The organism is Pseudoalteromonas sp. APC 3495, assembly GCF_030407645.1.
Lineage (GTDB): Bacteria > Pseudomonadota > Gammaproteobacteria > Enterobacterales > Alteromonadaceae > Pseudoalteromonas > Pseudoalteromonas tetraodonis.
This window is the reverse complement of record NZ_JASDDA010000020.1, coordinates 1-18,497: the sequence shown is the minus strand read 5'-3', so window position 1 is coordinate 18,497 and position 18,497 is coordinate 1. Positions and strand designations below refer to the sequence as shown.

16 protein-coding genes are annotated in these 18,497 nt (G+C 37.7%); 9 read left to right on the top strand and 7 right to left on the bottom strand.

The genetic code is table 11. The features are described from left to right. Positions 1–64 precede the first annotated feature (64 nt). The gene (locus QL984_RS09945) at positions 65–1,195 is read right to left on the bottom strand and encodes a bifunctional tRNA (adenosine(37)-C2)-methyltransferase TrmG/ribosomal RNA large subunit methyltransferase RlmN (RefSeq protein ID WP_010389431.1); all 1,131 of its coding nucleotides are present in this window, start codon (positions 1,193–1,195) and stop codon (positions 65–67) included. A 183-nt stretch (positions 1,196–1,378) separates the two neighbouring features. Continuing rightward, a complete protein-coding gene (gene ndk / locus QL984_RS09940) occupies positions 1,379–1,810 on the bottom strand; it encodes a nucleoside-diphosphate kinase (protein WP_008111339.1) in 432 nt (143 codons plus the stop codon). A 270-nt stretch (positions 1,811–2,080) separates the two neighbouring features. Between ndk and QL984_RS09935 the strand changes: the two genes are divergently transcribed. After that, positions 2,081–3,406, top strand: a complete 1,326-nt coding sequence (locus QL984_RS09935; RefSeq protein WP_036955295.1) for a methyl-accepting chemotaxis protein — start codon at positions 2,081–2,083, stop codon at positions 3,404–3,406. Positions 3,407–3,561: 155 nt separating this feature from the next. Continuing rightward, complete coding sequence (yegQ, locus tag QL984_RS09930) at positions 3,562–4,950, top strand: tRNA 5-hydroxyuridine modification protein YegQ (RefSeq protein ID WP_128583202.1); 1,389 nt, start codon at positions 3,562–3,564, stop codon at positions 4,948–4,950. 357 nt (positions 4,951–5,307) lie between these two features. Here yegQ and QL984_RS09925 read toward each other — a convergent pair whose 3' ends face one another. Both QL984_RS09925 and QL984_RS09920 read right to left on the bottom strand, forming a co-directional pair. Beyond that, positions 5,308–5,754 (bottom strand): hypothetical protein, encoded by a 447-nt coding sequence (locus QL984_RS09925; RefSeq protein WP_036955289.1) that lies wholly within the window; start codon positions 5,752–5,754, stop codon positions 5,308–5,310. A 46-nt stretch (positions 5,755–5,800) separates the two neighbouring features. Beyond that, positions 5,801–6,286, bottom strand: coding sequence for a rhodanese-like domain-containing protein (locus QL984_RS09920; protein WP_036955287.1), 486 nt, complete (start codon positions 6,284–6,286; stop codon positions 5,801–5,803). A 298-nt stretch (positions 6,287–6,584) separates the two neighbouring features. Here QL984_RS09920 and QL984_RS09915 point away from each other — a divergent pair, with 298 nt between their 5' ends. From QL984_RS09915 to QL984_RS09885, 7 genes are all read left to right on the top strand, one after another. Then, positions 6,585–7,235, top strand: coding sequence for a peroxiredoxin (locus QL984_RS09915; RefSeq protein WP_036955284.1), 651 nt, complete (start codon positions 6,585–6,587; stop codon positions 7,233–7,235). A gap of 61 nt (positions 7,236–7,296) precedes the next feature. After that, on the top strand, positions 7,297–8,166 hold the full coding sequence (locus tag QL984_RS09910; protein WP_128583201.1) for an MBL fold metallo-hydrolase: 870 nt from the start codon (positions 7,297–7,299) through the stop codon (positions 8,164–8,166). A 55-nt stretch (positions 8,167–8,221) separates the two neighbouring features. Then, on the top strand, positions 8,222–8,800 hold the full coding sequence (locus QL984_RS09905; RefSeq protein WP_051894366.1) for a DUF3365 domain-containing protein: 579 nt from the start codon (positions 8,222–8,224) through the stop codon (positions 8,798–8,800). Positions 8,801–9,040: 240 nt separating this feature from the next. Beyond that, positions 9,041–10,438: a cytochrome ubiquinol oxidase subunit I gene (locus QL984_RS09900; RefSeq protein ID WP_036955282.1), complete on the top strand. Its 1,398-nt coding sequence runs from the start codon at positions 9,041–9,043 to the stop codon at positions 10,436–10,438. Positions 10,439–10,441: 3 nt separating this feature from the next. Beyond that, positions 10,442–11,443 carry a cytochrome d ubiquinol oxidase subunit II gene (gene cydB, locus QL984_RS09895; RefSeq protein WP_016899620.1) on the top strand — a complete coding sequence of 334 codons (1,002 nt, stop codon included), beginning with the start codon at positions 10,442–10,444 and terminating at the stop codon, positions 11,441–11,443. Then, on the top strand, positions 11,444–13,171 hold the full coding sequence (gene cydD, locus QL984_RS09890; RefSeq protein WP_036955279.1) for a thiol reductant ABC exporter subunit CydD: 1,728 nt from the start codon (positions 11,444–11,446) through the stop codon (positions 13,169–13,171). Further along, positions 13,155–14,804 carry an ATP-binding cassette domain-containing protein gene (locus QL984_RS09885; protein WP_036955276.1) on the top strand — a complete coding sequence of 550 codons (1,650 nt, stop codon included), beginning with the start codon at positions 13,155–13,157 and terminating at the stop codon, positions 14,802–14,804. Before cydD ends, QL984_RS09885 begins: the two co-directional genes overlap by 17 nt. 633 nt (positions 14,805–15,437) lie before the next feature. Here the strand turns inward: QL984_RS09885 and QL984_RS09880 are convergent. The 3 genes from QL984_RS09880 to QL984_RS09870 all read right to left on the bottom strand — a co-directional run bounded on the left by QL984_RS09880 (position 15,438) and on the right by QL984_RS09870 (position 18,409). Further along, on the bottom strand, positions 15,438–15,785 hold the full coding sequence (locus QL984_RS09880; RefSeq protein WP_051894365.1) for a rhodanese-like domain-containing protein: 348 nt from the start codon (positions 15,783–15,785) through the stop codon (positions 15,438–15,440). Between the two features lie 124 nt (positions 15,786–15,909). Beyond that, a complete protein-coding gene (locus QL984_RS09875) occupies positions 15,910–16,416 on the bottom strand; it encodes a DUF2938 family protein (protein WP_128583200.1) in 507 nt (168 codons plus the stop codon). A gap of 16 nt (positions 16,417–16,432) precedes the next feature. Then, positions 16,433–18,409: a TonB-dependent receptor gene (locus QL984_RS09870; RefSeq protein WP_290172620.1), complete on the bottom strand. Its 1,977-nt coding sequence runs from the start codon at positions 18,407–18,409 to the stop codon at positions 16,433–16,435. Between the last annotated feature and the right edge of the window lie 88 nt (positions 18,410–18,497).

Genomic DNA, 18,497 nt, shown 5'->3' with positions numbered 1-18,497 from the left:
GTTGCATCATTTATTTAAAAATAAACAATTTATCACAAAGGCACAAAGGCACAGAGTTACTTAGTTAGGCTTGGTGAATATTTACTGCAATTGCATTGTCATCACGCATTTTCTTTTTAGCCATACGTTTTGTTCTATCAACCACATCGCCAGCTAACTGACCACAGGCAGCGTCAATGTCGTCCCCTCGTGTACGACGAACAATACAGGTAATCCCCGCAGCTTGTAATACCTTTGAAAAACGGTCAATTCGGCTGTTGCTTGAACGCGTATACTCATTACCTGGGAACGGGTTAAACGGAATAAGGTTTACCTTAGATGGCGTACCTTTTAGCGTTTTAACCAGTTCATGTGCTTGGTCGGTACTGTCGTTTACGCCATTAAGCATAACGTATTCAATGGTGACATCTTTATTGGCTTTTGAGCCATCAATATAACGACGACAGGCCGCTAAAAATTCTTCAATTGGGTACTTTTTATTGATCGGTACTAAAATATCACGCAGTGCGTTATCAGGAGCGTGAAGTGAAATAGCCAGTGCTACGTCTATTTTTTCTTTTAATAAATCAAGGGCAGGTACTACACCCGAGGTACTTAATGTAACGCGGCGCTTAGATAAACCAAAGCCCCAGTCGTCCATCATCAGCTCCATCGCCGGGACTACGTTTTTAACATTCAGTAGCGGCTCGCCCATTCCCATCATAACGACGTTAGTGACAGGGCGTTTTTCACTGTTTCCATCAAGGCCAATGTCTTTGGCTACACGCCATACTTGGCCAATAATTTCAGACACTTTTAAATTACGGTTAAAGCCTTGTTGTGCCGTTGAGCAAAAAGTACATTCCAGTGCACAGCCCACTTGAGACGATACACATAAAGTGGCGCGATCTTTTTCTGGGATCCAAACAGCTTCAACTTCTTGGCCGCCCTCAAGTACGAGTGCATATTTAATTGTACCGTCGCTGGCTTGCTGGCGAACTGAAATTTCAGGTGCAACGATTTCACACTCATTTTTAAGCTTTTCTTTTAGCTTTTTGTTTACGTTGCTCATTTCGTCGAAATTATCTACGCCAAAATGATAAATCCATTTCATCACCTGATCGCCACGAAATGGCTTTTCACCGAATGATACAAATAACTCTCGCATTGCATCTCGGTTTAAATCTAATAAGTTAATCTTTTTTTGCTCGGTCATGTAACAACCTCAATCGGTGGCGGTGATGGTAAAAATTTACAAGGGCGAATTGTACACAATTCATCCACTATAATCATTAAGTAAAACATCATAAATAAACGGTTAATACTTTACGTAATGACTAAAAAAGGGCTCGAAAGCCCTTTTCATACTTTGCATCACAGGGTTAGCTGTGAACTCGAATTAACGAGTACGTGGGCAAAGTTCTTCGTCAGCGAAGAAGTACGCGATTTCGCGAGCAGCAGATTCAACAGCGTCAGAACCGTGAACCGCATTTTCGTCGATGCTATCAGCGTAGTCTGCACGTAAAGTACCCGCTAGTGCTTCAGCTGGGTTAGTAGCACCCATGATTTCACGGTTTTTAAGAACAGCGTTTTCGCCTTCAAGAACGGTAACCATTACTGGGCCAGAAGTCATGAAAGATACTAAAGCACCAAAGAAAGGACGCTCGCTGTGCTCAGCGTAGAAACCTTCAGCTTTCTCTTGTGAAAGGTGAACCATTTTAGCTGCAACGATTTTAAGACCTGCAGTTTCGAAACGGTTGTAGATTGCGCCGATGTGGTTTTTAGCAACTGCATCAGGTTTTACGATTGAAAAAGTACGCTCTAAAGCCATCTTTGTGCTCCAATAATTTAAATAAAAGGTTGAATATTAACGGGCGCGAATTATACGCGTTTTAGTCAAAAAAACCTAATTTATTCTACCTTGCTTGCTTTTTTTAATTTGCTAACCCCGATTTATGAACTAAAAACAATGTTTTTACGTTTACTATGTGTTTATAAACATGAGCTATACTTTTGTTTAAGTGGTGAGACTTTTTATTCATAGTACACTTTTTATAGACTCAATATGCATGCCGATACATTTAAACACTAAGGTAACAATATGTTTTTTAACCAATCTTTAGAAAATCAAATCGCTGATTTACAAAGTAAGCTTTCTGTAAGGGAGCAGGTTAAGCAAAGCTTAGACAGTGAAATGCTGGTGTTAGAGCTTGATAAGCAAGGTGCTATTTTAAGACAAAATAAAAATTTTGAGCGAGAGTTTAACTACTCAAATAACAAAATAATTAATAAAAATATTTTAGACTTCATTCCTGAAAATGCTAGAAATAACGCGGATTTTCATGCCTTTCAAAAAGCGCTAAGTAAAGTAGAACATTTTGCCGGCGCTATCCAAGTATCCCACCCAAACGGACAACGAGATTGGTTACGCTGCATTTTACATCCTATAAAAAACGAGCAAGGTCAGCTTGAGTATTTAACCCTGCATTGCACTGTGCTTACACAAATAATTGAGAGTTCAAGAGAAAACGAAGATTTAATCAAAGCATTGCATCGTTCAACAGCGGTTATTGAGTTTGATACTCAAGGTATGGTGTTACGTGTTAATGACAACTTTTTAAAAAGTATGAGTTATTCAAGACAAGACGTGGTGGGCAAGCATCATGGTATGTTTTGTGACGAACAAGAAGCGAGTAGTAAAGAGTATCAGGCCTTCTGGCAACGTTTGCGTAATGGTGAGTTTATTGCGAGCAGATTTAAACGTATTGATAAACACGGCCATGTAGTTTGGTTAGAGGCTTCATATAATCCGATTTTTAATGAAGCAAATGAGCTCTATAAAGTAGTTAAATTTGCCACAGTGATCACTGACCAAGTAGAAAGAGAACTGGCTACAGAGCAAGCGGCGAGTATTGCGCATGGCACTTCTATCGAAACTGATAATAACGCGGATAAAGGTGCTGAAGTGGTACAAAAAACAGTTCAGGTTATGAACGAACTGTCGGTGCAAATGGAGCAAGCTGCTCAAGAAATTTCAGCATTAGATAAACAGTCGCAACTCATTGCGAGCATAGTGCAGAGCATTAGCAGCATTGCTGATCAAACTAATTTATTGGCGCTTAATGCGGCTATTGAGGCCGCGCGTGCTGGCGAGCAAGGCCGTGGGTTTGCGGTGGTGGCTGATGAAGTGCGTTTACTTGCCTCCAGAACCAGTAAAGCGACTGAAGAAATAGTGGACGTTGTACAGCAAAACCAAAATTTAACTCAATCAACCGTTGCAGTAATTGAGCAAGGTAAAAATAAAGCGCAACAAGGTCTAGCGCTCTCCAAAGAATCTGGTGATGTAATGAGTGATATTAAAAAAGGCGCGCAACAAGTTGTTGATGCCGTTAGTCAATTCTCGAACCAATTAAGCAGTAAAAAATAACTTAAATTTACAGCTCTTTATTTATTAGCGCTGAAGAGAAATTTTGATGATCTTGATCAAGGTTTCTCTTTTGCCATCTCATTATACTTGCGCGCTTTATTTCCCTTAATTATTCATGCAACCGGCTTGAACCCGGTTCGATGTATGGAGCGCACATGTCAGCTGTTTCTTCTTTAACCTTATTTGTACCTGAATTACTTTGCCCCGCAGGCAGCTTAAAAAACATGCGTTATGCCTTTGCCTATGGTGCCGACGCGGTTTATGCCGGTCAACCTCGTTACAGTTTAAGGGTTCGCAATAATGAATTTGATTTAGATACATTACAAATAGGGATTAACGAAGCACATGCGCTGAATAAAAAGTTTTATGTAGTGTCGAATATTGCCCCGCATAACGCAAAAGTTAAGTCGTATTTACGTGATATAGAGCCGGTGATTGCTATGAAACCGGATGCATTGATCATGTCAGATCCTGGGTTAATTATGCTAGTACGTGAAAAATGGCCTGATATGCCAATTCATTTGTCGGTTCAAGCTAATGCAGTGAACTTCGCAAGCGTACAGTTTTGGGCAAAACTAGGTATTGAGCGGGTGATTTTGTCTCGCGAGCTATCGCTTGAAGAAATCAGCGAAATTCGTGCTCTGTGCCCAGAAACAGAACTAGAAGTATTTGTTCATGGCGCACTGTGTATGGCTTATTCAGGGCGTTGTTTACTCTCGGGCTATATTAATAAGCGCGATCCCAACCAAGGCACCTGCACCAATGCATGTCGTTGGAAGTATGATGTTAAACCTGGCACTGAGAACGAAACCGGTGAAATGGTACATAAAATTGACCCTAAAACGGTTATACCTACGTTAGGTGAAGGCGCACCAAGTAACGATGTATTTATGCTAGAAGAGCAAGGTCGCCCGGGTGAATATATGCCTGCATTTGAAGACGAGCATGGTACTTATATCATGAACTCAAAAGACTTACGCGCCGTGCAATACGTAGAGCAGCTAACAAAAATGGGGGTGCATAGCCTAAAAATAGAAGGGCGTACTAAGTCATTTTATTATGTTGCGCGTACCGCTCAGGTGTATCGTAAAGCGATTGACGATGCGGTTGCAGGTAAACCATTCGATGCTGATTTATTTAAAACTCTTGAGAACCTTGCACACCGCGGTTACACCGAAGGATTTTTAAAGCGCCACGCTCATCAAGATTATCAAAATTACGAATACGGTCACTCTGTATCTACCAAGCAGCAATTTGTAGGTGAAGTATTAGAACGTAATGCTAATGGTTTGGTTGAAATAGATGTAAAAAATAAATTTTGTGTTGGCCATTCATTAGAGCTAATGACGCCGAAAGGTAATATTAGCTTTGTGCTTGAATGTATGGAAAATAAAAAGGGCGAAAGCATTACTGATGCTAAAGGCTCAGGCCATATCGTAAAAATCCCACTGCCTGACAACATTGATTTAGAGCACGCGATACTTATGCGCAACTTGGATGAAAACCAAGACACCCGCAATCCTTTCAAACAAGCTGTTTCATAATAGAGAGTTTAATCATGGCTTTACTTATAAACAGCAAATGCATTAACTGTGACAGTTATAAGGTTTTCAATTAAAGTCTTTAAAAACAGGTTGTTACTTTGTCGTGCTATGGTTTGTGCTACGATTTTACGTAACTCGTCAGCACTTACTTAGTATCTTAAAAACGGCTCAAAAAAGCAAATTGCACTAACTAAAAAATTTGAAAACACATAACCATATTAGAACAGTATAAAAAGCTAAACACACTTAGCATGAATAGCTTCTAATAGAATAGAGCTTGGAGGATCTACACGCTCTAGATGTATGTTGATTCAGGACAATACGAATCGTAATGCCTGAATCAGTTACTCACAGTGATTAAAATGATATGACTTTTGTTTCAGCATCAAGCATTTTTTTAGCTATGTGGGGAGGTAAAGCAGGGGTAATACCTTCAATCAAATCAGTTTTTTTAACACCTTTATTAGGTAGATAAAGAGCGCAAACTTGAACTGTTCCCCCCATTTTTATAATGTTTTTCATTAAGCTTTGTGGGCTCATATTTTTAGGCTTTAGCTGTGTTAAAACTGATTGAGGAGCATCGATCAGTGCAATATCGCCGGCTTGCCCACATAAAAGGATATTGACATCAGCACCTTGTTTTAAAGCTTGTGATGATAAAACCATACCCATTAACTGAGTTTGTGTGTTGTCAGATGTTATAAATGATAAAAGCTTAGGTTTAGTGCCTGCCTTATTATCGTCTGCAAAAGCAGTGAAACTAATAGTAGAAGCCAATAATAAGATGACTGTTAATATTCGCATAAAATTTACCTTTTTTAATTCAGTAATTGAGGGCACTTGTTTTTAATTACACTCTCTGGTTCCACGGCATCAATGCTATAATTCTTGCTAGACCACAAAAACCGGTTGCGCCAGCAACAAACAAGCCTGCTGCAATAAATATTATTGGCCAAATGAAAGCGGTCGAAATTGTTAAAGAAAGAGCACAGAACACTAAAATTAGAGTACTTATAGATAATTGAACTTGACGATCTAGTGGCAAAATTGATTTTTCACCTTTACGAACATTATATCCTTCATTGACCCACTCATTTATGCCTCCGCTGATATTGTATATATTCAAATCTGGGTTATGGGCAAGTAACTTTTCACACGCACTTTTACCACGACCGCCTTTTTGGCAATATATTATATAAGCGCTTTTCTCATGTTTAATATCTTCTCCTTTTAGTTTACTCAAAGGGAGTAATTCAGAGCCCTCTATGTGTGAAGTCATGTGTTCTGCTGGTTCACGAACATCAATTATTCCTAAATCTTCCCTTTCAATTAACATGAAAGCTTCATTTGCAGATATTTCTTTTGGTTGAATTTTTTAATTTCCTCATGAAATAAAATTATTTAGAACAAGCTGTACTTTATATTAGATTATTCTAATATAAAAGGTGAATACTTTACTAAATTTATAAAATTGAGTTTTACTTTTCGAGGTTGGTAATCTTTTTTAACTCTTAAAGCTTACTTTTTCATCGATAATATTGATTAAGTTAATCTGTTTTTTGATATTGCCTTTAGTTATATGCTTATGCGATATTGATCTTGTCAAAACGATAAACATCAATTATGAAAACATTATGACTGAACAAAATGAAACACAATTACAATTTCCACAACTGAATAAACCTGCGCCTGCGTTCAATGCAAAAACCACTCATGGTGATCGCACATTGGAAGACTACAAAGGTAAGTGGTTAGTGCTTTTCTCGCATCCAGCAGACTTTACTCCGGTATGTACTACCGAGTTCATGGGTTTCGCAAATGCAGCAGAAGAGTTTTCAGCGATGAATACTGAATTATTAGGTTTATCGATTGACAGTATTCATGCGCATATTGCTTGGGTACGTAACATTGAAGAAAACTTTGGTGTGAATATACCTTTCCCAATTATTGCAGATCTTTCAATGGAAGTGGCTCATGCTTACGGCATGGTTCAACCTGGTGCAAGCGATACTGCAGCTGTACGAGCTACGTTTATCATTGACCCTGAGGGGGTAATGCGAGCGATGGTTTATTACCCAATGAGTAATGGTCGCTCAGTAAATGAATTTTTACGTTTAGTTAAAGCACTACAAACCAGTGATGAAAATTCAGTAGCTACACCAGAGAATTGGGTAGAAGGCGAACCAGTTATTGTACCACCACCACATACCGTTGAAGACGCTGCTGGTCGTAAAGATAAAGGATACGATTACGTTGATTGGTACTTTAGTAAAAAAACTCTTTAATACTGTTCAATGAAACGTTGGCCCAAGGATTTCTCCTTGGGCTAACTTCGAGGGAATATTTATGAAAACAAACTATGAAATACAAGAATTTCTTGATCAAGACAGTGAAACATTTAGCTATGTCATTTTTGATAAAAAGACAAAGAAAGCTATAGTCATAGACCCTGTATTGGACTTCGATTATAAGTCTGGCCGCACTTCAGAGGAGGGGGTTGAGAAAATAGCGAATTATATTAAGAAAAATGAGCTAAATCTTGAGTGGGTGCTAGAAACCCACGCACATGCTGATCATATCTCAGGTGCTCCATTCTTCAAAAAGGTATTTGGTGCAAAAATTGGGATTGGTGAACATATTAAAACGGTCCAAAAAACATTTAAAACGTTATTTAACCTAGAAAAAGAATTTCTACCAAATGGAACTCAGTTCGATAAATTATTTAAAGATGGTGAAATATTTCATATAGGTGAACTTACTATCCGAGTAATGCATACACCTGGGCATACACCTGCCGACTTGGCGTATTTAATTGATGAAAGTGTTGTATTTGTTGGAGATACAATTTTTATGCCGGACGTTGGAACTGCGCGTTGTGACTTTCCGGGTGGGAGCAGTTCACAGCTTTTTGACTCGATAAAAAAAGTATTGGCTTTGCCGGATGAAACAACGATTCAAGTATGCCATGACTACCCAAACGAAGATCGAGATTATCGCCATAGCGTAACGGTTAAAGAGCAAAAGGAGTCTAATATCCATGCCAACAATAGCGTAATAAAAGAGCAATTTATAGAAATGCGTGAAACACGTGATAAAACGCTATCTATGCCGCGCCTTATTTTGCCTGCAATTCAACTTAATGTGAGGGCTGGTAATTTTCCACCTGCAGATAATAACGGTGTAAGTTATTTAAAAGTACCACTAAATCAGCTTTAAAATTATAGCTACTTTTATAGTTAATCTATTTTACAAGAGCTCAGAGGGAAGAGTAATGTTAAAAAACTACTTAGTTTTAATTTTAATCATGGGTTTTACTCCTTTAGCTGTAAATTCAACATCACTTGGTGAAAATGATAAAAGTGTATTGGAGCAAGAAGCACAAAAGCGAATAAAAGAATTCTCGAGCAGTTTAAAGTCGCAGTTAAAGTCAGCTATCAATAAAGGAGGGCTCAGCGCTGGTGTTAAAGTGTGTAGTGAGCAGGCACCAAAAATAGCTGAGCAGTTGTCAACTGATGGTTGGTCTGTTGGTCGTACTAGCTTACGCGCCAGAAACACCAACAATACGGCTGATCAATGGGAGCTAAAAACACTGGTTAATTTTGAAAAACTCAAACAACAAGGTATTGAGGTTAATACATTGGCAAAGTCGAGTTACGATGAACAAAGTTTTCGTTACATGAAAGCGATACCAACCGGCGGTTTGTGCTTGGCTTGTCATGGCTCCTCAGTCACACCTGAAGTCAAAAAAGTTATTCAGCATTATTACCCTGAAGATAAAGCAATTGGATTTAATGTGGGTGATATTCGCGGCGCGTTTACACTAATAAAACAATTAAAAGCAACTAATTAATGTAAACAGTACTGAGGTTAGTATTAGCACATTGAATTTTTTATTATATATTTTATTTGAGAGTTGATTTTTTGATCAGATCAAATATAATCCTTATATTAAAATTTAAGGTATATATATTAAAATGGAATAAGCGCTGTTAAAAGCCTTTTACTGTTATGAATTACTGGTGAGTTAAATAAATTTTATTCTGCTAAGGTCAATAGATCAGAGCGTAATTTTAAAATATTAGGAATGGATATGGAACTAGATCCACTTTTACTATCCCGAATACAGTTTGCGTTTGTTGTGTGTTTCCATGCAATATTCCCTGTCTTCACTATAGGCTTGGCAAGCACAATTGCTGGCTTTGAATTCTTATCATTTAAAACGGGTAATCCAATATGGCAAAGGCTCTCTAAATTTTGGATTCAAGTTTTTGCAGTCGTATTTGGTATTGGTGTCGTATCCGGTATCGTCATGTCCTTTCAGTTTGGAACTAACTGGAGTAACTTCTCCTATGCAACCGCAAACTTTTTGGGTCCAGTACTGAGTTACGAGGTTGTGACTGCGTTCTTTTTAGAGGCTGCCTTCTTAGGTGTACTATTATTCGGTAGAGATAAAGTGCCACAAGGTGTTCATCTATTCGCCGCCTGTATGGTTGCGTTAGGTACATTTATATCTTCTTTTTGGATACTTGCAGCTAACTCCCTTATGCAGACGCCTCAGGGATTAGAATTAGTAAATGGCATTTATCATGTTTCTTCATGGTCTGAGGCATTGTTTACTCCCTCGTTTGGATATCGCTTTCTACATATGGCTTTGGCTTCTTTTTTAACTGCGGCGTTGGTTGTAGCAGGCGTAAGTGCATGGTTCCTGCTTAAAAACAGAGAGTTTGAAGCTAACCGAAAAGCGCTTTCAATCGCATTATGGTTTTTACTTTTCTTAGCTCCGGCACAAGCGCTTGTAGGTGATTTTCATGGAATTAACACACTTAAATATCAGCCTATGAAAGTAGCTGCAATGGAAGGTAACTGGGAAACACAAAAAGGTGTTCCGCTGTTACTATTTGCAATACCTGATAAAGAAGAGCAAACAAATCATTTTGAAGTAAAAATTCCAAAACTAGCCAGCTTCATTTTAACTCATGACTGGGATGGTGAAGTACCAGGCCTTAAAGAAGTGTCCAAAGAAGAGCAGCCACCAGTATTTATTGTATTTTGGTCTTTTAGAGTAATGGTTGCATTGGGTTTCTTAATGATCGGGTTTGCTTTATGGGGTCTTATCCTCAGAAGAAAAGGCCAGTATTATAAATCGCCTTTATTTTTAAATGGCTTAAGATTAATGAGTTTAAGCCCGTTTTTTGCTGTTTTAGCTGGTTGGATAGTAACAGAAACTGGCAGAGCGCCTTGGTTGATTTATGGTCAAATGACCCATGCTCAAGGACTAACCCCTTCACTAACCGGCGGTATGGCACTATTTACTTTAGTTGGGTATATCATCGTTTATTCACTCGTATTCAGCTCTGGTGTTTACTACTTATTAAAAGTGTTTAAAGGCGGAATAGAAAAGGCGAGTGCACCACATGAGATGGATGAAATTGAGCGCCCTATGCGTCCGTTTTCTGCAGCACATGTTGCTATCGATGAAAAGGAATAAATTATGGAACAACCATTTGATTTAACCATTATTTGGGCAGGCATTATTGGTTTTGGGATCATGATGTATGTATTAATGGATGGTTTTGACTTAGGGCAGGGGATTTTATTTCCCTTTGCCCCAAACGAAAAAGCACGCGACAAAATGATGAATTCAGTCGCCCCTGTCTGGGATGGAAATGAGACTTGGCTAGTACTTGGTGGTGCGGGTTTACTTGCGGCATTTCCACTGGTTTATTCTGTTTTTTTACCTGCACTATATATAGGTGTTTTTTTATTACTGGCTGGACTGATTTTTAGAGGAGTTGCATTTGAGTTTCGTTTTAAAGCAAAAACGTCAAAACATTTATGGAGCTGGTCATTCTCAGTAGGTTCTATTGTTGCCTCATTTGCTCAAGGAGCGGTCGTTGGTGCTTATATACAGGGCTTTGAAACAGAGGGTTTTGTATATTCTGGTGGCCCGCTTGATTGGTTAAGTGTATTTACCATATTGACCGGATTAGGATTGGTTGTAGGTTATGCATTATTGGGAAGTACTTGGCTCATAATGAAAACTGATGGTGAAGTACAAGAGTGGGCTTATAAAATTACGCCAAAATTACTAGTCGCATTTTTAGTTATGTTTGCAATTGTATGTGTTTATACCCCTTACATCGATGACAGCGTTATGAGCAGATGGTTTGATGAGATAAGCTTGTTATGGATAATTCCTGTTTTAGTGATTTATTGTGCTTACGTTGTTTATCGTTCAGTTAAAAAGCAAAGTGACGGTATGCCGTTTGTAGCAACAATGGGTATTTTCTTGTTTAGTTATATAGGCTTATTAGCCAGTAAATGGCCATATATTGTCCCACCTAAGTTTACTATTTGGGACGCTGCTTCGTCGTATAATTCTCAGTTATTTTTACTTATAGGGTTTCTTTTTGTTATCCCTATTGTATTAGGTTACACAAGCTGGAGTTACTGGGTATTTAGAGGGAAAGTTAAGGATACTGGTTACCACTAGATGCTTAAGAAAAATAAACCCGCCAGTGAGAGTGCAGCTCTCACTGGCAAGCTGTTTTTAAAACGCTACAGTAAAAAACAGTCATTTTTACTATATGCGGCTGTATTGTCAGGAACAGCCTCCACGTTACTTCTTTTAATTCAGTGGGTTACTTTTAGCTATTTGGCGCACTCCTTATTCATTGAAAAAGCACAATTAAATGATTTATATGGCTCCCTTATCGTGCTTTTTACCTCACTAATTGGCCAACCTTTATTTATAAGGTTGCAAGTTAATTTGAGTCAAAAAGCCAGTGTGCGAATCAGAAATGATATTCGGCTATCAATTTTAGCTAAATGGCGGATGTCGAGCCCTTTGGTGTTAAAAAAACACTCCGCAGGGGCCTCTGCAGCTCAATGGATAGAAGAAGTTGAATCTATGGATAGCTACTTCTCTAGATATTGGCCGCAGCAAAATTTAGCTATTATATCTCCTATTTTAATATTAAGCGTTATTGCTTGGCTTGATTGGCTATCGGCATTGCTTTTACTTATTTCTGCGCCTCTTATTCCGTTATTTATGATTTTGGTGGGAATGGGCGCTGAAAAAGTTAATCAGAAGTATTCATTGATCCGTCAGCGTTTGGCTGGTCACTTTTTAGATAGAGTGGCAAATCTTGATTATATTAAATTATTGCGCTCAGAAAGCGCAATTTATGACGAGGTTAAAGTTAATAGTGAAGGTTACAGAACCGTTGTAATGAAAACGCTTAAGCTCGCATTCTTATCCTCAACGGTATTAGAGTTTTTTACAAGTGTCGCGATTGCTAGCTTGGCAATCTATATTGGTTTTTCTTTATATGGGTCAATCGATTGGGGACCCGCAAGCAGTCTTACTTTATTTTCAGGGTTAGCAATTCTTATTTTAGCACCTGAATTTTTTCAACCACTTAGAAATTTAGCTGCATTTTACCATGACAGAGCGACTGCTTTAGGCTCTGCTAATAACCTCGTCTTATTGCTTGATAGCGATGCATGTGATGAAAAAAGCACTACAAGTAAAAAGTATTATAATTTAAGTGTACCTGATAGTGGTTCAGAGCAACACATTGCGGTTAGATTGCAAAACTTAGTCATTGGATACAACCAGAAGTTACCACTTCCTCATACAATTAATATTGATATACAACAAGCACAAATGTTAAGTATTACGGGGCCTTCGGGTGCAGGTAAGTCAACACTTTTAAACACACTTGCAGGATATACAGCACCGATAGCGGGCACTATGAGTATTTATCCGCAAGCAGCACCCATTGCGTACTTGCCTCAAAGAGGGTGGATAAAAAATGACACCGTTTTTAATAATTTAAAAGTGTTAGCACCTAATGCCACAAAAGAGCAGATGTTTGATGCGCTTCGAATTGTTGGTCTTGATAAAGAGTTATTACAAAAACACACGGGTTTAAATACTCTTATTGGCGAACATGGGCAAGGTTTATCTGGCGGGCAAATTCAGCGTATTAGTATTGCAAGAGTATTATTAAATCCAGCACCATTGATTTTATTAGATGAACCCACTTCTAAGTTAGATAGATTGAGTAAAAAATATATTATCAGTGCGCTTAAAATACTTAAAAAAGAGCGTATATTAATTGTTGCCTCGCACGACCCATTACTTTTGAATATTGCTGATGCCCATTTAGATTTATCAATAACAAGCACAGAGGATGACAATGAAGTATTGGTTTAAACTTTTATACCAAAGTCAAAAAAAACGTCTTTTTTTAGGTGTTTTCTGGGCTTTATTAACTGTTATTTCAGGTGTGAGTTTATTGATGGTATCGGGCTGGTTTATCACAGCTACAGCATTAACGGGTATTGCAATAAGCTTGGGCATTACTTCTATATTAAATTTATATATACCCGGCTCCGGTATTCGTTTTTTTGCATTAAGTAGAACGATCTCTCGGTATATAGAAAGAATTTACAACCACGATACTATTTTAAGGTTAATATCTGTTTTTAGATTATCTCTTTTTAATAATCTTTCAAAATCAACCATAGAGCAGTTGAGAGCTCGTTCTGATAGCGAATGGCTTAGTAAGCTAACGGTTAACTTAGATGCACTTGATAGTTTACTTCTTCGTTATATTGTCCCGCCAATTATTTCAGTATTACTGATCACTATATTAACTGTATTTACCGGCTTTATTTGGTTGGACTTTGCATTGTATTTTGCTTTGTTTTTATTATTTGGTATTACCTCAGTAATTGCAATAACAACCAAGTTTACAGCTAAGCTTTCATATAAATATGCCAGTATGATGGACGAGTTTAGGCAAAAAATAATTGAGCACTTAAGTGGCGCCTTTGAGCTAAAGTCAATAGGGTTAATGCAACATCATGAGCAGATTATTATTGACGAATTGGCGTTATTTAACTCTCTGCAAGAACAGCTGAATGCAAGAATTGCTAATGTTCAGCTAATTTTTGATTCATTATTAAATATTGCATTGTTTGTTGTGGTTGTGAGTGCTTTTTTTGCAGTTAATGAACAGCTCATAAGTGAAGCACAAGCAATTATGCTCGTAATGATGCTGATAGGTACCTATGAGGTTGTTCAAAGTTTACCTAATCATTTTAGCTCTTGGGGGCAGACTTCTTTTGCAGCGACAAAACTAGCAGCTTTATCCCGTTCTAATCCATCAAGTAAATACAAAGAGATTAAGCCCCTAAGCGATATTAAAATTGATATAAAAAATCATAATAAAATACCTAAAAGCTTAGATACGCCTCTTAGTTTATCTATAAAACAGACCCAGTGTGTTTCAATTATTGGCCGCTCTGGTACTGGTAAATCAACGTTTGCTAATTTGTTAATGGGTATTGAAAGCATTGATTCAGCTCATGGAGGTGTTTACATTAACCAAATAAACCTGCAAGAGATAGCATCTAATAGTTGGTATAAAAAAGTGAGCTACCTACCTCAAAGTGATGCCATTTTTTCAGGAACACTTGGTTATAATTTAATATTAGGTTTAGATGGCATTTCAGAGGGTGATATTTGGTCAGTTCTAAAAACAGTAGAGCTATACGATTGGGCGATTAATTTACCTGATGGTTTAAATTATTGGTTGGGTGAAACCGGAGGTATTGTCTCTGGCGGACAGGCAAGACGTATTTGTTTGGCAAGATTATTACTTCGAAGCCCTGAACTAGTTGTTTTAGATGAACCCTTTAGTAATCTTGATGAATCAATGGCGTGTCGAGTATGGGCTAATATGGCTCCTTGGTTAGCTAAAAAAACAATTGTGTTGTTAACTCATGAAACCCCTCAATTTTTAAGGAATAAAACTGCTAATTTAGTAATATCGCTTGATTAATTTATGTAAATTTTAACTTGTTGATTTTTGATGACTGACAAGTATAAGTTTTGAATGAAGTCTATACTTAAAGTTAATATTTAATTGAATAAGTCGAAATGCTCTATAACTCAAGGTTAGATATTAGGGTCTGTTGACCTTTGCGGATTACAATTTGTTCAAACTAGGGGCGGTTTAATCGCGGCGCGAGGTTTGTAACCTAGTGGGCTAAGTAAAAACCGAGCAAAGCTTCCGCGTCCTGCTCACGCCCCTTACCTACATCCATGTAGGCAACAAAGAGTAAATCGCTCCTAGGCAGAACCCTTCGGGCAGCGCCTGTTTGGCATTGATGCTGCGTTATCGCCTATTTATGGGGAATAACCACACCACATAGGCTCTGCCTTGCCTAAATACCAAACAGACTGCTGCAAATTTAACCTTGAAAGATCAACAGACCCTAACGTAATTAGCTTTTCTTCGTTCATAATATGAAAAAACTAAATATCAAAAATTGTTTTTTTAGAGTTAAGTGAGGGCTTTAATAATATATAGTTAAAAGTAAGTTTAAATTAGTACTTACTTTTAACCTAAGCTCTAATCCCGGTCCTTTTCGTTGGACAGGACAAGCATTTGTAACAAGAATCTAACTAATTTTTATGCTACTTTTTTATATTCATTTAGACCGCCTGCAATGTATTTTGCATTTACATAACCCATAGACCTGAGGGTGGCCGCCGATAATGCCCCTCGGTTATTAGCATTGCAGTAGCATAATATTTCAGTATTTAAATCTGGAAGATTAGATTCTATGAGCATTTCCAATTTTCCCCGACTTATATTTAATGAGCCTGTAATATGGCCATTTGCATGTTCATCAGGGTCTCTTATATCAAGTGCTATTGCCCCCGATGCAATCAACTGGTTGACCGTATTGGCTTCTACTTTTTCGACTTGAGTTTGGGCTATATTTGCCAAGTTTTGGAATTTTTCAGTGTATTTCATAGGTCACCTTTTGGTTATAAAGTAGTAAATTAAAAATATTAGATAGTATATTTTTCATAAAGCCACTCGCTTTTAATTTTCAGCTCACGGTAATACGGCTGGTGTGAAGCTTATTGCATTGGTTTTACCTGTTAGTTTTAACGCTTTTGATTAATATTCCACCGATGTAAAGTGCAACCCCAAAAGCAACATGAGACACAATTACCTTTGTAATAACAAACATGGGGTTGGGAGTTAAGTAACCGGCAATACCCATTCCCATACCCGGTTGCATGATTAAATAAGGAATAACAACGGTAACCATACCTATGATTATTGCAGGTTTAAACATTGGCTTTTCAAGCCATTTTAATCCAAATACAAGGAGTAAAAGGGCAGCAAATACAATACCTATAAAATAATGGCCTAACCAGCCAGCTAATAGCTCATAGGGCAGTGCTGGAGATGCTTTTATAGAAGTATGGTAAAACTGACCATCAAACATATAAAGCATCCACCGGCCTATAAATTCATATTTGGTGAGCGGGGTATCAAATAGGTAATGTCGACTCCAATTCCAAATATCTAGCATTGCAGTTGCGAGAGTACCTAATATAATTGAATAAAAGCTGAGCTTGACGAGGTATTTCATTTTAATCTCCACAGGGTTATACCAAAGGAATGGATACAGATAAACGAACATTTCGCCCCATTCCTAATGTGTAACCTTTATAAGTATCTAAAAAATTTCGATATGATTTATCAAAAAGGTTATCTATTTTAAGTTGAATAAAAAAAGGCTTATCAAGCAACAGTGAATCTGCCGATGCACTAATCCCAAAAAGCCCATAGCTTTTAGTTGACGCGGTTCCAAAAGGTAAATCATCATATTGGGAGAATGGCTCATAAGCCCCAGCTGATTGTTTATCTGCATAAAAAGAATAGTTAGCGTTGAGCTGTAGATTTTTTGTTAGCTTTGTATTGTCAAACAAATAATTCACTGCAATGTAGCCACTATCCGCAGGCATCATAGGAAGTTCTTCAGTTGTTTGCGCTAACTCACTATTGATCCATGTATAGTTTGCTTCGACGGACGTTTTTTCATTAATCTTCCAATTTAGTTCAGCTTCTACACCATCTATAGTGGCGTTGTTTTGTTTTTGAACGTATATGGGGAGCGAAGAGTTATGATCAAACGATAAGGAGTTTGCTTGGTATATATAGTCGTCTATTTTGTTATGGAAATAGGTTATTGTACTACCTAGTTTATTTCCTAAATAAGTTAAGCCAATTTCTTTATTTAAGGAATATTCTTCTTTTAGTTCAGGGTTACCTATTTGATATGCAGCCACACCACCATGAACACCATTTGCGTAAAGGTCGAATATTGAAGGAGCTCTAAAACCTCGTGCAACCCTGTTCATCAATAGCCATTGGTTGTCAAGCTTCCATGTTATACCAATTGATCCACTCAGTGCCTGCCATTGGTGTTCTGTAAAATCATTAACCCATGCTTGTTCTTTATTAATAGCTTGTTGTTTTATTGAGTCATAGCGAGCACCGAACTCAGCTATATATAGATCTGAGTCTAATACTTCATATAAAAATATCGCTTTGGAATTATAGTCAGCATCCGGTACAAGTGTGCCGATTGAGGTATTCTGATTTTTACTAACAAGCTCAGTGCCAAATTGGCCCTTCCAACCATGTACTTGTGGGTGATTGAGTGAAATAGTGGCTTGCTTTCGCTCTAAAGAGATAGCTAAATCTTTATTATATTCCGTTAATTGTTGATAGGAAGCGCCTGTTACTGCATCCCTCTCATTCTTTTGTAGACTTAGTTTAATATTAGCTGACCACTCAGATAAAAATTCATAATTTAAGTTTGCTGCAAAGTTTTCGTTGCGTAACTTTTGACCTGTAGGAAGGCCATTCGGTTGTAAGAAGTTTTGATCGTTATTCCAAATATTTATGCGAAAATCCGCATCCAAGTGGTGGGCAGAATACCCTATGGCAACATCAGCATTTTTAATATTGAAGTCTGTAAAAGGAATTTCACCTGTAAACTTCGGGGCATTTAGTGTTTGTGAATCGTAATAAGATTGAGTGTTTGGTGTTTTGAAATTATCAGCCGCAGACTCCGTTAAAGCTGCGTTCCAGCCCCATCGGTTTGAGCCACCTGACAAACTAAGATTATAATCTTTTTGTGAATTATTCGTTTGATAGGATAGCCCTAAATTAGCATCAGAAATAATGTTATCTGCGCCAATGGGAATATCGCTGCTTATTAAATTAACAACGCCACCTATTGCATCTGCACCATATAAGACACTCATCGGCCCTTTTACTAACTCTATTCTTTGGGCCAGTACAGGTGTTAAACCTGGAGGATGACGAACACCAAACTGTAAAAAGTCTTGCGCCACTGAATTCCATAAAATTTTTATTCTATTTCCACTCAAACCTCTGATCACTGGCTTCCCAGACTGGCTGCCTGTTGATATTGAGCTAACACCGCTGTAACTGGCTAATGAATCACCTAAAGATAAAGTCTGTTTTAAGCTCTTTTCTTGCCCATCTAGTATTTTTATTGCTGCTGCAGAATCAAGAACCTTAGTAGCGAAAGGAGAAGCGGTTACAGTTATTCGGTCTATTTCTGAATAACTATGCTTGTCTTGATTTGCAAATAAAGAATTAGAAAACAGCAGTAAAAAAAAATATCAATTTAATTTG

Excerpts from the sequence above, each read along its gene's own strand:
- QL984_RS09945 (WP_010389431.1), bottom strand. The coding sequence starts at position 1,195 with ATGACCGAGCAAAAAAAGATTAACTTATTAGATTTAAACCGAGATGCA.
- ndk (WP_008111339.1), bottom strand. The coding sequence starts at position 1,810 with ATGGCTTTAGAGCGTACTTTTTCAATCGTAAAACCTGATGCAGTTGCT.
- QL984_RS09935 (WP_036955295.1), top strand. The coding sequence starts at position 2,081 with ATGTTTTTTAACCAATCTTTAGAAAATCAAATCGCTGATTTACAAAGT.
- yegQ (WP_128583202.1), top strand. The coding sequence starts at position 3,562 with ATGTCAGCTGTTTCTTCTTTAACCTTATTTGTACCTGAATTACTTTGC.
- QL984_RS09925 (WP_036955289.1), bottom strand. The coding sequence starts at position 5,754 with ATGCGAATATTAACAGTCATCTTATTATTGGCTTCTACTATTAGTTTC.
- QL984_RS09920 (WP_036955287.1), bottom strand. The coding sequence starts at position 6,286 with ATGTTAATTGAAAGGGAAGATTTAGGAATAATTGATGTTCGTGAACCA.
- QL984_RS09915 (WP_036955284.1), top strand. The coding sequence starts at position 6,585 with ATGACTGAACAAAATGAAACACAATTACAATTTCCACAACTGAATAAA.
- QL984_RS09910 (WP_128583201.1), top strand. The coding sequence starts at position 7,297 with ATGAAAACAAACTATGAAATACAAGAATTTCTTGATCAAGACAGTGAA.
- QL984_RS09905 (WP_051894366.1), top strand. The coding sequence starts at position 8,222 with ATGTTAAAAAACTACTTAGTTTTAATTTTAATCATGGGTTTTACTCCT.
- QL984_RS09900 (WP_036955282.1), top strand. The coding sequence starts at position 9,041 with ATGGAACTAGATCCACTTTTACTATCCCGAATACAGTTTGCGTTTGTT.
- cydB (WP_016899620.1), top strand. The coding sequence starts at position 10,442 with ATGGAACAACCATTTGATTTAACCATTATTTGGGCAGGCATTATTGGT.
- cydD (WP_036955279.1), top strand. The coding sequence starts at position 11,444 with ATGCTTAAGAAAAATAAACCCGCCAGTGAGAGTGCAGCTCTCACTGGC.
- QL984_RS09885 (WP_036955276.1), top strand. The coding sequence starts at position 13,155 with ATGAAGTATTGGTTTAAACTTTTATACCAAAGTCAAAAAAAACGTCTT.
- QL984_RS09880 (WP_051894365.1), bottom strand. The coding sequence starts at position 15,785 with ATGAAATACACTGAAAAATTCCAAAACTTGGCAAATATAGCCCAAACT.
- QL984_RS09875 (WP_128583200.1), bottom strand. The coding sequence starts at position 16,416 with ATGAAATACCTCGTCAAGCTCAGCTTTTATTCAATTATATTAGGTACT.